The 13,684-nt window shown below is 63.8% G+C and carries 16 protein-coding genes; 15 read left to right on the plus strand and 1 reads right to left on the minus strand.

What is annotated here, in order from left to right:
* On the plus strand, nucleotides 1-284 hold a 284-nt coding region (locus tag ABNU97_RS14785; protein ID WP_348767451.1), incomplete at its 5' end, for a hypothetical protein.
* The gene (locus ABNU97_RS14790) at nucleotides 272-1,378 is read left to right on the plus strand and encodes a FliC/FljB family flagellin (RefSeq protein ID WP_348767452.1); all 1,107 of its coding nucleotides are present in this window, start codon (nucleotides 272-274) and stop codon (nucleotides 1,376-1,378) included. The genes ABNU97_RS14785 and ABNU97_RS14790, both read left to right, overlap by 13 nt.
* A gap of 78 nt (nucleotides 1,379-1,456) precedes the next feature.
* On the opposite strand, the gene fliE is transcribed toward ABNU97_RS14790, so the two are convergent.
* Nucleotides 1,457-1,819, minus strand: coding sequence for a flagellar hook-basal body complex protein FliE (gene fliE / locus ABNU97_RS14795; RefSeq protein ID WP_348767453.1), 363 nt, complete (start codon nucleotides 1,817-1,819; stop codon nucleotides 1,457-1,459).
* A gap of 282 nt (nucleotides 1,820-2,101) precedes the next feature.
* Here fliE and fliF point away from each other — a divergent pair, with 282 nt between their 5' ends.
* From fliF to fliR, 13 genes are all read left to right on the plus strand, one after another.
* The gene (gene fliF, locus ABNU97_RS14800; protein WP_348767454.1) at nucleotides 2,102-3,781 is read left to right on the plus strand and encodes a flagellar basal-body MS-ring/collar protein FliF; all 1,680 of its coding nucleotides are present in this window, start codon (nucleotides 2,102-2,104) and stop codon (nucleotides 3,779-3,781) included.
* Between the two features lie 4 nt (nucleotides 3,782-3,785).
* A complete protein-coding gene (gene fliG, locus ABNU97_RS14805; RefSeq protein ID WP_348767465.1) occupies nucleotides 3,786-4,778 on the plus strand; it encodes a flagellar motor switch protein FliG in 993 nt (330 codons plus the stop codon).
* Nucleotides 4,771-5,463 (plus strand): flagellar assembly protein FliH, encoded by a 693-nt coding sequence (locus ABNU97_RS14810; RefSeq protein WP_348767455.1) that lies wholly within the window; start codon nucleotides 4,771-4,773, stop codon nucleotides 5,461-5,463. Before fliG ends, ABNU97_RS14810 begins: the two co-directional genes overlap by 8 nt.
* Nucleotides 5,460-6,845 (plus strand): flagellar protein export ATPase FliI, encoded by a 1,386-nt coding sequence (fliI, locus tag ABNU97_RS14815; protein ID WP_348767456.1) that lies wholly within the window; start codon nucleotides 5,460-5,462, stop codon nucleotides 6,843-6,845. The genes ABNU97_RS14810 and fliI overlap by 4 nt, the downstream gene beginning before the upstream one ends.
* A 1-nt stretch (nucleotide 6,846) precedes the next feature.
* On the plus strand, nucleotides 6,847-7,293 hold the full coding sequence (gene fliJ, locus ABNU97_RS14820; RefSeq protein WP_348767457.1) for a flagellar export protein FliJ: 447 nt from the start codon (nucleotides 6,847-6,849) through the stop codon (nucleotides 7,291-7,293).
* 26 nt (nucleotides 7,294-7,319) lie between these two features.
* Nucleotides 7,320-8,864, plus strand: coding sequence for a flagellar hook-length control protein FliK (locus ABNU97_RS14825; protein WP_348767458.1), 1,545 nt, complete (start codon nucleotides 7,320-7,322; stop codon nucleotides 8,862-8,864).
* Between the two features lie 85 nt (nucleotides 8,865-8,949).
* Complete coding sequence (fliL, locus tag ABNU97_RS14830) at nucleotides 8,950-9,435, plus strand: flagellar basal body-associated protein FliL (protein WP_348767459.1); 486 nt, start codon at nucleotides 8,950-8,952, stop codon at nucleotides 9,433-9,435.
* A 9-nt stretch (nucleotides 9,436-9,444) separates the two neighbouring features.
* Entirely contained in the window at nucleotides 9,445-10,455 is a 1,011-nt protein-coding gene (fliM, locus tag ABNU97_RS14835) for a flagellar motor switch protein FliM (RefSeq protein WP_348767460.1), read from the plus strand.
* On the plus strand, nucleotides 10,452-10,949 hold the full coding sequence (gene fliN, locus ABNU97_RS14840; protein WP_348767461.1) for a flagellar motor switch protein FliN: 498 nt from the start codon (nucleotides 10,452-10,454) through the stop codon (nucleotides 10,947-10,949). Before fliM ends, fliN begins: the two co-directional genes overlap by 4 nt.
* A complete protein-coding gene (gene fliO, locus ABNU97_RS14845; protein WP_348767462.1) occupies nucleotides 10,946-11,449 on the plus strand; it encodes a flagellar biosynthetic protein FliO in 504 nt (167 codons plus the stop codon). Before fliN ends, fliO begins: the two co-directional genes overlap by 4 nt.
* The gene (gene fliP, locus ABNU97_RS14850; RefSeq protein WP_348767466.1) at nucleotides 11,446-12,207 is read left to right on the plus strand and encodes a flagellar type III secretion system pore protein FliP; all 762 of its coding nucleotides are present in this window, start codon (nucleotides 11,446-11,448) and stop codon (nucleotides 12,205-12,207) included. Before fliO ends, fliP begins: the two co-directional genes overlap by 4 nt.
* A gap of 13 nt (nucleotides 12,208-12,220) precedes the next feature.
* Complete coding sequence (gene fliQ / locus ABNU97_RS14855; RefSeq protein WP_348767463.1) at nucleotides 12,221-12,490, plus strand: flagellar biosynthesis protein FliQ; 270 nt, start codon at nucleotides 12,221-12,223, stop codon at nucleotides 12,488-12,490.
* Nucleotides 12,491-12,505: 15 nt separating this feature from the next.
* Entirely contained in the window at nucleotides 12,506-13,297 is a 792-nt protein-coding gene (gene fliR, locus ABNU97_RS14860; RefSeq protein WP_348767464.1) for a flagellar biosynthetic protein FliR, read from the plus strand.
* The last annotated feature ends 387 nt before the right edge of the window (nucleotides 13,298-13,684 follow it).

Genomic DNA, 13,684 nt, shown 5'->3' on the forward strand with positions numbered 1-13,684 from the left:
GCGGCTATATCGATTCGCTTACGCGAAACAAAGGGCGCCTTCGGGCGCCCTTTTTATTGAAGCGGTCACAACGCCGTTTTAGCGAGCACATCACGAAGAGCAGCAAACAGGTATCGGGTAAGCCGTTCCTGCTTGTTCATGAGGCTCAGCAGAATTTAAAGGAATCACGCTCGCGGACGATATGCACTTCAGCGGCACGCAATGACGCCGCGACAAAGCTCACTGAAGCTATCCGGCCAGTAAAAATAGACTCAGACACAGGAAGTGCAACATGTCATTCGTGATCAATACCAATACGCTGTCGCTGACCGCCCAGCAGAACCTCAACCAGTCCCAGAAGACCCTGAACAGCGCCATCGAGCGTCTGTCCTCGGGCAGCAAGATCAACTCCGCCAAGGACGACGCCGCCGGTCAGGCCATCTCCAACCGCATGACCTCGCAGATCAACGGTCTCAAGCAGGCCTCCTCGAATGCCAACGACGGCATCTCGCTGGCCCAGACCACCGAAGGCGCGCTCAACCAGATCAACGACAACCTGCAGCGCGTTCGTGAACTGACCGTGCAGGCCGCCAACGGCACCAACAGCGCGTCCGACCTGGAATCGATCCAGAACGAAATCGGACAGCGCCTCGGCGAGATCGATCGCGTGTCCGAACAGACCGCCTTCAACGGCACCAAGGTGCTCGACGGCTCCAAGACCGAAATCAAGATCCAGGTCGGCGACAAGGACAACCAGACCATCTCCATCAACCTGGAGAACATGGATTCGGCCTCGCTGAGCCTGAACGGCTACAACGTGAACGGCTTTGCCGATGCCGCCGGCGACGGCCTGGATGCTGCAACCTTCAAGGCCACCGACGGCACGACCGATGTCGCCGCCGCCGACGTAGCGACCAACGGCACCGTCACGATCACCGATCAGAATGGTGACCCAGTCGCTGCTGCGACGATTCAGCAGGACGATAATGGCGATCTATTCGTCGCGTCGGGCGGTAATATCTACGGCGTGACAAGCAGTGACGTGAATATCGGCGCCGCCGCCGATGGCAGCGATTCGACGATTTCGCTCACGGTCGATACTGAAAACGCCCTTTCGGCCCGTAACGAAGACCCGCTGGCGGCCCTGGACAGCGCGCTCAAGCAGGTCGACGATCTGCGCTCGGATCTCGGTGCGGTCCAGAACCGTCTGGACTCGGCGATCAACAATATCTCCACCACCGAAATCAACATCTCCTCGGCCCGCTCGCGCATCACCGATGCCGACTACGCCACCGAAGTGTCGAACATGTCCAAGGCCCAGATCCTGCAGCAGGCCGGTACCTCCGTGCTCGCCCAGGCCAACCAGAGCACCCAGGGCGTGCTCTCCCTGCTCCGCTAGGCAGCGGATCGTCTCGCAAGAGACAAAAAAAGAGGGCGCCCCAGGGCGCCCTCTTTTCGTTGCAGCGCGTGAACAGCGCTATACCTGCATGTTCATGATCTCACGATAGGCACTCACGACGCGGTTGCGCACCTGTACGCCCATTTCGAAGGCGAGCCCCGCCTTCTGCATGTCGACCATCACATCGTTGATGCCAACCCCGGGCACCCCGCGCTCGAACGCATGGCCCTGGGCCACAGCGCTCTGCTTCATGCCATCGATGCGGTCGATCGCGGCGACCAGCGCGTTGGAGAAATCCACGGCTTCCGTCTTTTCGCCGCTTTTCGCCACTGCCTGTGCACCGGGCTGCACGCCTGGCTGAACGCCACCGGGGCCGGCCTGATTCGCCGTGGCCTGAAGCTGTTGCAGCACGCTGTTGAGATTGACTGCCGAGATACTCATTGAGCCCTACCCTCGTGAAATGCGACCGGGGTACGTTGGCCGAATTGGCACGGCACCCCATTTGACGAATTGCAGGGTAGCGCAGGCGCAAGCGATCTAATCCGCCCAATTGCCGCCCAAAAAGAGGGCTTATTCGTCCTTTGATTTTCTCGCGGTGCTGAATAATGGCCTTCGTCCTGCTGGGGCTGCGGCGCACGCGCGCTGCATCAACGGCAGCACCCAGGGGCCGGGCTCGACTATCAACAGCCGCGGCAATCGCACATCAAGCAACGAGGAAAGAGCATGGCGACAGCGGATACGGCAGTCGCAGCAGCCGAGGCCAAGCCCGGCGTGCTGGAGCAGCTACGCGCAAACCCGCGTCTGCCGTTGATTGTAGGTGTCGCGATAGCCGTGACCCTGCTGGTGGCCATGGCGATGTGGTCCATGGGTCCTAGTTACGGCGTATTGTTCTCGAACTTGAACGACCGCGACGGCGGCGAAATCATCGCCAAACTCGAACAGATGCAGGTGCCCTACGAGTTCGCGGGCAATGGCAACACGATCATGGTGCCCACCGACATGATCGACCGTACGCGCCTGACCCTGGCCGGCGAAGGCCTGCCCAACGGCGGCGGCGTGGGCTTCGAGCTGATGGACAACCAGTCCTTCGGCATCAGCCAGTTCGCCGAACACGTCAACTACAAGCGTGCGCTCGAAGGCGAGCTGGCACGTTCCATCGAAAGCATGGACGCGGTCGCCAAGGCGCGCGTTCATCTGGCCATCCCCGAATCCTCGGTATTCGTGCGCGAGCGCGAAAAGCCCAGCGCCTCCATCGTGCTCGACCTTTATCGCGGTCGCGCGCTGGGCGAAGGCCAGGTAACGGCGATCGTCAACCTCGTGGCCAGCAGCGTGACCAACCTGCCCACCGAAAGCGTCACCGTGGTCGACGGCTCCGGCAAACTGCTGTCCGACAATGCCGCCACCGCGGGCAATGCCACCGATGGCTCACAGCTGGAATACGTCGACCGGATCGAGCGCAGCTACCGCGACCGAATCGAATCCATCCTCGCGCCCATCGTCGGCCGCGACAACATCCGTGCGCGCGTGGTCGCCGACGTGGATTTCTCTTCCAACGAACAGACCGAAGAGCTCTACGCACCCAATGGCGACCCTACCCAGGCCGCAATCCGCAGCGAACAGCGCAGCGCCACGCGCTCGAACGGTGGCCCGGGTACGGGCGGCGTTCCCGGCGCGCTGAGCAACCAGCCCAGCCCGGAAATCGATTCGCCCATCAACAACAAGAACACCACCACCACCGCCAACAACAACAATAATGCTGAAGGCGCCAAGGGCTCCACGGTCAGCAACGCCACCATCAACTACGAGGTCAACCGCACCATTCGCCATACCCGCGAGCAAAGCGGCCAGGTTCAACGGCTGTCGGCTGCGGTGGTCGTCAACTATCCGATGCAGGCGAACGCCGAAGGCGAAATGCAGCCGATGCCGCTGGCCGAAGAACAGATGAACCAGATCAAGAGCCTGGTGCGCGAAGCGATGGGCTTTTCGGTGGCGCGTGGCGACTCGCTTGAAGTCATCAACATGCCGTTCACCGACCAGCCCGAGAACGTGGTCGAGCCGGGCGTGCCGTGGTGGCAGGATCGCCAGCTCATCGCCATGGTCGAGAGCGCGGTCAAGTATCTGCTGTTGGCCATCGCTGCCTGGATCGTATGGCGTCGACTGGTCAAGCCGCTGCTCGACCAGGTGCCGCGTGCCCCGGTACGCCTGGCCGATGCAAAAGCCGAAGCCGGCGCCGTGGCCGAGGAGTCGGACGAAGGCAATGAAGACCTGCGCGCGGCCATCGAAGCCGGCCGTGGCAAGCGACGCCAGCAGGATGCGTTGCTGACCACGACCCGCGAAGCCGCCAAGAACGACCCGAAACTCGTCGCCGCCATCATCAAGAGCTGGATGCATAGCAATGCCTAGACAAATGTTCAACGAAACCGGCAGTGAGTCCAGCGCCATCCTGATGATGACGCTCGACGAAGACACCGCCGCCGACGTGTTCAAACACCTGTCCACGCGCGACGCTCAGGAACTGGGCATGCGCATGGCCAACCTGCGCAACATCTCGAACGAAAAGATCAGCGAAGTCCTGAACAACTTCCACGAGGAATTCGAGCAGGTCAGCGCCGTGAGCATGAATTCGAGCGAGCACATCCGCTCGGTGCTGACCAAGGCCATGGGCGCCGAGCGGGCGGCCAGCCTGCTCGAGGATATTTTCGATGCCCAGGAAGGCACGGGCATCGATGCGCTGAACATGATGGAGCCGACGGTCGTCGCCGAAATGATTCGCGACGAGCATCCGCAGATCATCGCCACCATCATGGTGCACCTGGAACGTGCCCAGGCCGCGGAAGTGCTCATGCACTTCGACGAGCACCTGCGCAACGACGTGGTACTGCGCGTATCCACTTTCTCCGGCGTGCAGCCGGCCGCGTTGCAGGAACTCACGGAAGTGCTGTCCGGCCTGCTCGACGGCCAGAACCTCAAGCGTAGCAAGATGGGCGGTGTGCAGACCGCCGCAGAGATTCTCAACCTGATGAACTCGGCCAACGAGGAAAGCGTGCTCGAGAGCGTGCGTGCCCACGACGACAATCTGGCCCAGAAGATTATCGACCAGATGTTCGTGTTCGAGGATCTGGCCAGCGCCGACGATCGCACCATTCAGCGCCTGCTCCAGGAAGTGGACCAGAACAGCCTGGTGGTCGCGCTCAAGGGCACGCCGGAAGAGCTTATCTCGCGCTTTACCTCGAACATGGCCAATCGAGCCGCCGAAATGCTGCGCGAAGACATGGAGATGCGCGGCCCGATTCGCGTGTCGCAGGTGGAGACCGAGCGCAAGGCGATCTTGCAGACCGTGCGCCGTCTGGCCGACGCTGGCGAAATCACCTTGAGCAGTGACGACGACGAATATGTCTGATCGGTCCCGCGCGAGAAAGGACGCATGGCGCCCTTGGCAGATGGGCGCGCTGGAACGGCGTGTGCCCCACCGGGATGGAGGCGATGCCGGGGATACGCCGGCACGACGGCGCGAAGACGGCATCAGCTTCGCGCTATTCGAGCTGGCCAAGGAAGAAGCCGTCGCCAAGGGCCACGAGTCGGGTTATGCCGAAGGCCTGGCGCAAGGCCGTGCCGAAGGCAGGGCCGAGGCCAAGGCAGAACACGAACAACGCCTGGCCGCGGAGCTCGACACCCTGCTCGCCCCCATACGCGAATTGAGCGAAGCATTTCGCACGGCCGTCAACGGTCTCAACGACAACGTCTCTTACGAGCTGGTGGAACTCGCGTTAGAAGCCGGTCACCAGCTCGCCGGCCGCGCGCTGGAGCTCAAGCCGGAACACATCATCGAGGAGATCGAAGCGCTGATGGCCGAGAACGCCACCATCGGCGGCAAGCCGACGCTGTATGTGAATATCGAAGATCATGCGCTGGTCGAATCGCATCTGGCGCAGACGCTGCAGGCCGCCGGCTGGGAACTGCGCCCCGACATGGGCCTGGCCCGCGGCGACTGCCGTATTGAAAGCGAACAGCGCGCCATCGATGCCACCGTGGGCGACCGCTGGGAGCGGCTGCTGCACACCGTCGGCCACGGAGAAGACGTATGACCAGCACCCCCAGCCCTGTAGCGCAATGGCTCGAGGACCTGCGCGAGGCCCGCCAACAGGTCAGCCATCTGTCGCGCACCCGTCAGGGCGGCCGGCTGACGCGTGCGACCGGGCTGGTGCTGGAAGCCGTCGGGCTGCAGCTGCCCCTGGGCGCCCATTGTATTGTCGAAATCCGCGGCGGCAGCGACTTCGCCGAGGCCGAGGTGGTGGGCTTCAATCAGGAAAAACTCTTGCTGATGCCGTTTGTGGACACGGCTGAAATGGTGCCGGGCGCGCGCGTGTGGGCCACCCTGCCCCCGCCCGGGGCACAGGCCATCGGCAGCAAGCGCGTGCCGGTGGGAGATAGCCTGCTCGGGCGCGTGGTCGATGCGCGCGGGCGCGTTCTCGACGGGCGGGGCCCGCTGCACGACGCGGCCCATGCCACGCTGGCGGCGCCGCGTCTCAACCCGCTCGATCGCGAGCCTATCCACGACGTGCTGGATGTCGGCGTACGCGCGATCAACGCCCTGTTGACGGTCGGACGCGGTCAGCGCCTGGGCCTGTTCGCAGGCTCCGGCGTGGGCAAGAGCGTGCTGCTGGGCATGATGGCCCGCTTCACCCAGGCCGACGTCATCGTGGTGGGCCTCATCGGCGAGCGCGGGCGCGAGGTCAAGGACTTCATCGACAACATCCTCGGCACCGAAGGCCTCAAGCGGGCCGTGGTGGTCGCGGCGCCGGCCGACGACTCTGCCCTGCTGCGCCTGCAGGGCGCGGACTATGCGACGCGCCTGGCCGAAGACTTTCGCGAACGCGGCAGAAACGTGCTGCTGATCATGGACTCGCTCACGCGCTATGCCATGGCCCAACGCGAGATCGCGCTGGCCATCGGCGAGCCACCGGCGACCAAGGGCTATCCGCCGTCCGTATTTGCCAAACTGCCCAAACTGGTCGAGCGCGCCGGCAACGACGCCCCCGGCAAGGGATCGATCACCGCCTTCTATACCGTGCTCACCGAGGGCGATGACCAGCAGGACCCGATTGCGGATTCCGCGCGCGCCATACTGGACGGGCACTTCGTGCTGTCGCGCCAGCTCGCCGAATCCGGCCACTATCCGGCCATCGATATCGAAGCCTCGATAAGCCGCGCAATGACCGCGCTTATCGATGAAATGCATCTGTCGCGTATCCAGTACTTTAAGCAGATGCTCTCTCGTTACCAGCGCAACCGCGACCTCATCAGCGTGGGCGCCTACGCGAAGGGCAGTGATCCGTTGCTCGACCAGGCCATCGAAATGTATCCGCAGCTCGAAGCCTTTTTGCAGCAATCGATGAATCAACGCGCCGATTTCGACCATGCCAGCCAGCAACTGGCGGACCTGTTACCGCAGAGAACCACGCACTGATATGGCCAAGACTTCCGCACTCGAAACCCTGATCGACCTGGCGACCGACGACCGCGACGCGGCCGCCGCCACGCTCGGGCGTCTGCGTCGCGATCACCAGCAGACCGAACAGAAGCTCGAAGCGTTGTTGACCTATCACGCCGAATATCAGCGCCGTCTCGACGACGCCATGGCAATGGGCATGAGCATTGCCACGCTTCAGAATTACCAGCGCTTCATCGCCTCCCTCGAGCATGCCATCGAACAGCAGCGCGGCGCGGTCAATCAAAGCGAGCGCCGCGTCGAGCATGGCAACGAGGACTGGCGCGACCGCCAGAAACGCCTGAATTCCTACGATGTACTGGCAGTGCGTCGCCGCGAGGCGGCCCAGCAGGCCGAAGCCCGCCGCGAGCAACGCCAGACCGACGAATTCGCCAGCCGCGCGCTCTCTGCCGGCCTTTATCAATAACGTTCGCCGCCCACGGGAATCGCGTCATGAGTATTCAGCTTCTCACTGCTGCAAAAACAGCGCCGGCCGAGACCGGTGCCAAGAATGCGGCATCCGGCGACCAGCCCGAAGGCAAGCTCAGCTTCTCGGCCGTGCTGGCCGATCGTCGCCAAGCGCATGGCCAGGATCATAGCCAGACCCATGGCCAGGCCGATACGCGCGCTGCCAACACGGCCCGCCGGCCCGACCAGGCGTCCGCCAAACACGCGGCCGCCCCCGGTGGGCTGGCACCGCAAGCCCTTGGCGAAACCCAGCTGGACGCGCGCAAGGCAGACCAGCGTCTGGTCCTCGATGGGCCCAACGCGCCGCTGTCGGATACGTCGAGCGGCGCGCTGCGCGCACTGGGCCACGGCGCAACGGACAAGCGCGCCCCGGACGCGCGCAGCGACGACAAGGCGACCGCCGAGCTGCGCGCACTCGATCGCGGTGCGTCGCGCGACGGCGCGCTCGCAGCCGAACCCGCAACTGAACTCGAACCGGCTCGCGATAGCGACACGCCTGCCGATAGCGAAGCCGCGGGCGAAAACGAGGCGCTCGTATTCGCCGACATGCGCTGGATTGGCCAGGCCGTGTCGGCCCAGCCGCGCGGCACAGCGCCGTCATCGGCGAAACCGGCATCGGATAACGGCCTGGCGCGTCTGGCGCCGGCCTCGGCCGACGTGCAGCTTTCGCTTCAGACCGCCACGCAGGCACAGGCCGACGCTGCGGACGACGGGGTCCGTACCCGCCTGCTGGATGCACGCGCTCTGCAGGGCGGCGACAAGCAGGCCGACAGCGCGCTGCGATTCGCCGCCGACCGCGACGGGCTGGCCAAGCAGGGCGAAGACGCCCTGACCGGCGATCGGGCCCGCATGGCAGCCGCCGCACAGAATGCGCCGACCGATACCCGCAATCCGGCCGCCTGGGCCGCCTTTGCCGGGGATACGTTCCAGCCCGGCCGCGGCACGCGTTTCCTGCAGCCCGGTCGCGACGGCGAATTTGCCGACAAACTGGACCTGAAATCACTGGCGAGCGCGGCGAGCAGCGTGCAAACCGCGGCGAGCAGCAATTTTACCCCGGCCGCCCAGCCGGCCGCCCTGGCGGCCAGCGTACAGGCGCCGCTGGGCAGTGAAGCCTGGAAACAGGCGATTAACCAGCAGGCCCTGCGCCTGACCCACCTGGGCGACGGCGCGGCCGAACTCACGCTCTACCCGCGCGAACTCGGCCAGCTGCACGTATCACTCAAGATGGGTGAACAGGCCCAGCTGCACTTCGCCTCGGCGCATGCGGACGTGCGTGCCGCGGTCGAAGCCGCATTGCCGCAGCTGCGTCATGCCTTCGCCGAAAGCGGGATCAATCTCGGCCAGACGTCGGTCAGCGACCAGGGCGCGAACCCGAATTCGTCGAACAACAACGGCAACGGTCGTGCTCAGGCCGGCGCCGGATCGGCCGATAGCGGGGACGTCGCAAGCGTGGACGCATTGACCGCACCGGTGGCAGTGACGACGCTGGCCGGACGCACGCTCGACGGCGGCATCGACATCTTCGCCTAGGGTCTGTAAGGCTAGCGTTCTCAGACTCTAGTCGCCCATACGGCGGCCCCGGCCGCTGACTCACTTTCAAGGATAATCCTCGCCCATGGCCACTTCGCCCCCCAACGCCCCCGGCAGCAACCGCATGCTCTGGCTCATCATCATGGCGCTGGCGCTGGTCATCGTGACCGGCGCGGCGATCGGCGGCACTTATTTCTTCATGAACGACGGCGACAAGGAAGCCGCCGCCCCGGCCCACGCGCCGGCCGTGCCCAAGCCCGCGCCGGTGTTCGTGCAGATCGACCCGTTCACGGCCAACCTCAGCGATCCGCGCGGGCGTATCCTTTACGTACGTATTGCGGTTAAGGTCGACGACAGCAAGGCCGCAGAACAGCTTGCCGAACACATGCCCGAGGTCCGCAACCGTATTCTCATGACTATCGCCGATACAAAGGCCGACAACCTCACCAGCGCAAGCGGCAAGCAATCGCTGGCCGAGTCGCTGCAGGTGGCGATCGCCCGGCCTTTCTACGAGGACGAAGACGCCATTGGCGTGCAGGAAGTCCTCTTCACCGACTTCATCGTTCAATAGGCAGCGATCGTGTCCAACGACGACATGCTTTCGCAGGACGAAATCGACTCGCTGATGCTGGGCGTCAGCGGCGACGAGGAGCCGTCTGCGAGCAGCAAGGACAACGGCGGCAAGCGCATCCGCGCGTTCGACCCCAACGACCAGCAGCGCGTGGTGCACGGACGCCTGCATGCGTTCGACATCATCAACGAGCGCTTCGCACGTCGGTTTCGCATGTCGCTGTTCAACCTGATCCGGCGCAATGCGGATATCACGGTCGGGCGGCTCAAGATCCAGAAATACAAGGACTTCACCCGCAATCTGCCGGTGCCGACCAATATCAACCTGATCAGCATCAAGCCGCTGCGCGGCAATGCGCTGGTGGTGTTTCCGCCGAACCTGGTCTATCTGGTCGTCGATAGCCTGTTCGGCGGCGACGGCCGGTTTCTGACCCGCTCGGAAGGCCGCGAATTCACCCATACCGAGCAACGCATCATTCAACGACTGCTTTCGCTGGCGCTGGAAAGCTATCAGGAAGGCTGGAAGAGCGTGTATCCGGTAGAGCTGGAGTATCAGCGCGCCGAAATGCAGGTGAAGTTCACCAACATCACCAGCAACGACAACGAGCTCGTGATCAGTTCGACGTTTCATGTCGAGGTGGGCGCGTTCGGCAGCGATTTCCAGATATGCATGCCCTATTCCATGATCGAACCGATCAAGGATCTGTTGTCCGGACCGCTGCAAAAACGCGATCCGGAAGACGAGCGCCAGCGCACGCAGCAGCTGGCCGGCGAGATCAAGCAGAGCAATATCAGGCTGGTGGCCGATTTCACCGAAATCGAAACCACGCTCGGCCGGATCGCCCAGCTGGAAGTCGGCGATGTTCTGCCGATCGACCTGCCCCGTGCCATCACTGCCCGCGTTGACGGCGTGCCGGTACTCGAATGCGACTACGGACGGCTCAACGACCGCAAGGCGCTACGCGTAACCCGTGTCATCAACCAAGAGGCTTCAAAGTCCAACCAGGGACCGAAAAAATGAACGACGATAAGGCCCAGAGCGGCGCCGACGACGATTGGGCCGCCGCCCTCGCCGAACAGACCGGCGAACAGCCGAACAGCGAAGGCGACAGCATGGAGGATGCCTGGGGCGAGGCCATGGCCGAACAGGCCGAAGTCGAGACGGGCGGCAAGGCCACGTCGTCTTCCAAAGCCACCAGCGCCGGCGATAGCGTGTTCAAGCCACTGGCCGACGAGGCCAAGGCCGGCACGCCGCGCGAACTCGACATGATCATGGAGATCCCGGTCACCCTGTCGGTGGAACTGGGCCAGACACGTCTGACCATTCGCGAACTGCTCGATCTGGCCCAGGGCTCGGTAGTGGAACTCGATGGCCTGGCCGGCGAGCCGATGTCGATTCTGGTCAACGGCTATCTCATCGCCCAGGGCGAAGTGGTCGTGGTCGATGAGAAATACGGCATCCGTATCACCGAAATCGTGACCCGCTCGGAACGTATTCATAAACTCAACAAATGAACGACGACGAGGCACAACAGACCATGAACGCGGCGCAGGATGCGCCGCGTACCGGTTCGGCCGACTGGCTCCACGGCCAGACCCAGACGGGCGCGGACACGCCCTCGGCCGCGGTGCCCCGTGCCAATAGCTCGCTGGGCATGGAAAGCATCGGCCGCACCTCGCTGGGATTGATCGCGGTGATAGCGCTGATCTTCGTCTGCAGCGCCCTGCTCAAGCGCTTTGGCCCCTATCGCAACCGCAGCGCACGCTCGCTGGACATCATCGCCAGCCAGAGCCTGGGCCCGCGCGAACGCGTTGTGGTCGTCGAAGTCGAAGACACCTGGCTGGTGCTGGGCGTCGCCCCGAACAGCGTCAACAAACTCCACAGCATGCCGGCCGGCGAGCGCGACAAGCCCGAACCGGGCAGCGGCCGCGCCACGCCGAGCTTCGGCGAAGCGCTCGCCGAGAATCTGCGCCGCGCCGGGTCGCGCTTTAGCCGTAACGACCGGGGCCGCTGATGGCCCGCCTGCCGATACGCCTGCTGCTGGCCCTGCTGGCGCTGACCGCAAGCTTTGCCGTAGGCGCCCAGGAGCCCGGCGCGCTGCCTGGCGTCGTCGCGCGCCCGCTCCAGGATGGCGGCCAGTCCTGGACACTGTCGGTCCAGACGCTCGTACTGCTCACGGCGATGGCGTTTTTGCCGGCCGTGCTGCTGATGATGACCGGCTTCACCCGCATCATCATCGTGTTGAGCCTGTTGCGCAGCGCGATCGGTACACCCACCGCACCGCCCAATCAGGTGCTGCTTGGACTGGCGCTGTTTCTCACGTTCTTCGTGATGTCGCCGGTATTCGAGCGCATCTACGACGTGGCCTACGAACCCTTGTCGCGCGACGAAATCACCTTTCAACAAGCGCTGCAGAACGGCGTACAGCCGCTGCGTGAGTTCATGCTGCGCCAGACGCGGGAAAGCGATCTGGCCATGTTCGCCAATCTTGGCGATATTCCGCCCATGCAGGGTCCGGAGGACGTGCCGCTGCGGCTGTTGCTGCCGGCGTTCGTAACCAGCGAGCTGAAGACGGCCTTTCAGGTCGGCTTCATGATTTTCATCCCGTTTTTGATCATCGACCTGGTGGTGGCCAGCGTCCTCATGTCGCTGGGCATGATGATGGTGCCGCCCGCCACGATCTCCCTGCCGTTCAAGCTCATGCTGTTCGTGCTCGTGGACGGCTGGACGCTGTTGATCGGCTCGCTGGCCGACAGCTTCTTCATGAGCTAGGGGGCAGACGCGCATGAGTCCCGCAACCGTCATGGAACTGGCCTATCAGGGGATGCGAGTAACCCTGCTCATGGCCACGCCTTTGCTGCTGACCGCGCTGCTCGTGGGCCTGATCGTGAGCCTGTTCCAGGCCGCCACCCAGATCAACGAAATGACGCTGTCGTTCATCCCGAAGATCCTGGCCGTTTTCGCCGCGCTCATCATTGCCGGCCCCTGGATGCTCGGCCTGATCCAGGATTTCACCCGCAATCTGTTTTTGAGCATCCCCGGCCTGATCGGCTAAGCGCTGCCTGCAGCCATGATCGAGTTCACCACGAGCCAGATCACGCCCTGGGTGATGTCGCTGTTCTGGCCGTTCGTGCGTATTCTGGCTTTCGTCGCCGTGGCGCCCATCCTGGGCGAGAACAGCCTGTCACGAGTTGCCAAGGTCGGCGTTGCGGTTCTGCTGGCATTCATCATCGCACCCACGCTGCCGCCGCCGCCGGACATCCCGCCGGTGTCCTATGTGGGCGTATGGCTGATCGTTCAACAGATTCTTATCGGCATTGCCATGGGTCTGGTCATGCGCGTGGTGTTCGCGGCCGTGCGCGCCGCGGGCGACTATATCGGCCTGCAGATGGGTCTGGGCTTCGCCTCGTTCTATTCGGCCGCCATGGGCGCGAACATCATGGTGCTGGCACAAATTCTGAACGTGTTCGCGCTGCTGTTCTTTCTGGCATTCGATGGCCATCTGATGATGATCCGGGTGCTCGCCTTCACCTTCTTCGAGCTACCCATCGGTGCCGGCACGCTCGACCCAGAAGGCTGGTACACGCTGGTGCGTTGGGGCGGCACGGTATTCAGTGCCGGCCTGGGGCTGGCGCTGCCGCTTGTCACGGCATTGCTGACCATCAATATGGCCCTGGGCATCCTCAACCGTGCCTCACCGCAGCTGTCCATCTTTTCGATCGGCTTCCCGCTCACGCTGCTCTCGGGCATCGTGCTTCTGTTCTTCATGGTTCCCGAACTCGGCGGTCTGTTCGGGCAGATGTTTGCCAACGGGATCGATGCCATGGGTGCGGTATTGAGCGCGCTCGCCGGGAGCGACTAGCCGGGGCATAGGCCGGCACGGTGTGAGCCGGCGATCATGGCGACGCTACAGCGCGGCCTCATCGCGCTCGACGGGTGAGTCGCGACGGCCCGCCGATGGGTCGTGACGGCTGATCGAACAAGGCTCGGCCCGGGTTCATCCTTGAACGCGCACGCATCCGTCCAGCAGGCCGGCCTGCGTTGTATAGCGGTCGCGTAAAAAAGCCCGCCGCGTATGAACGCTGCGGGCTGTCTACCGGCGCCTGGCAGTACTAGGGAAGCTCTGCATAACCTCTCGCGGATCGCGTTCGCCCTGGAAAGACTTTCAAGGTCAAATGCGTTGCGACAAGGCGCCCGAGCGCAGCGCCTGCCTCATTGGCAGGTCAAGCTCGGCAACGCAGTCGCGGCG

It is taken from the genome of uncultured Salinisphaera sp., assembly GCF_964012375.1.
In the GTDB taxonomy this organism is placed as follows: Bacteria; Pseudomonadota; Gammaproteobacteria; order Nevskiales; family Salinisphaeraceae; genus Salinisphaera.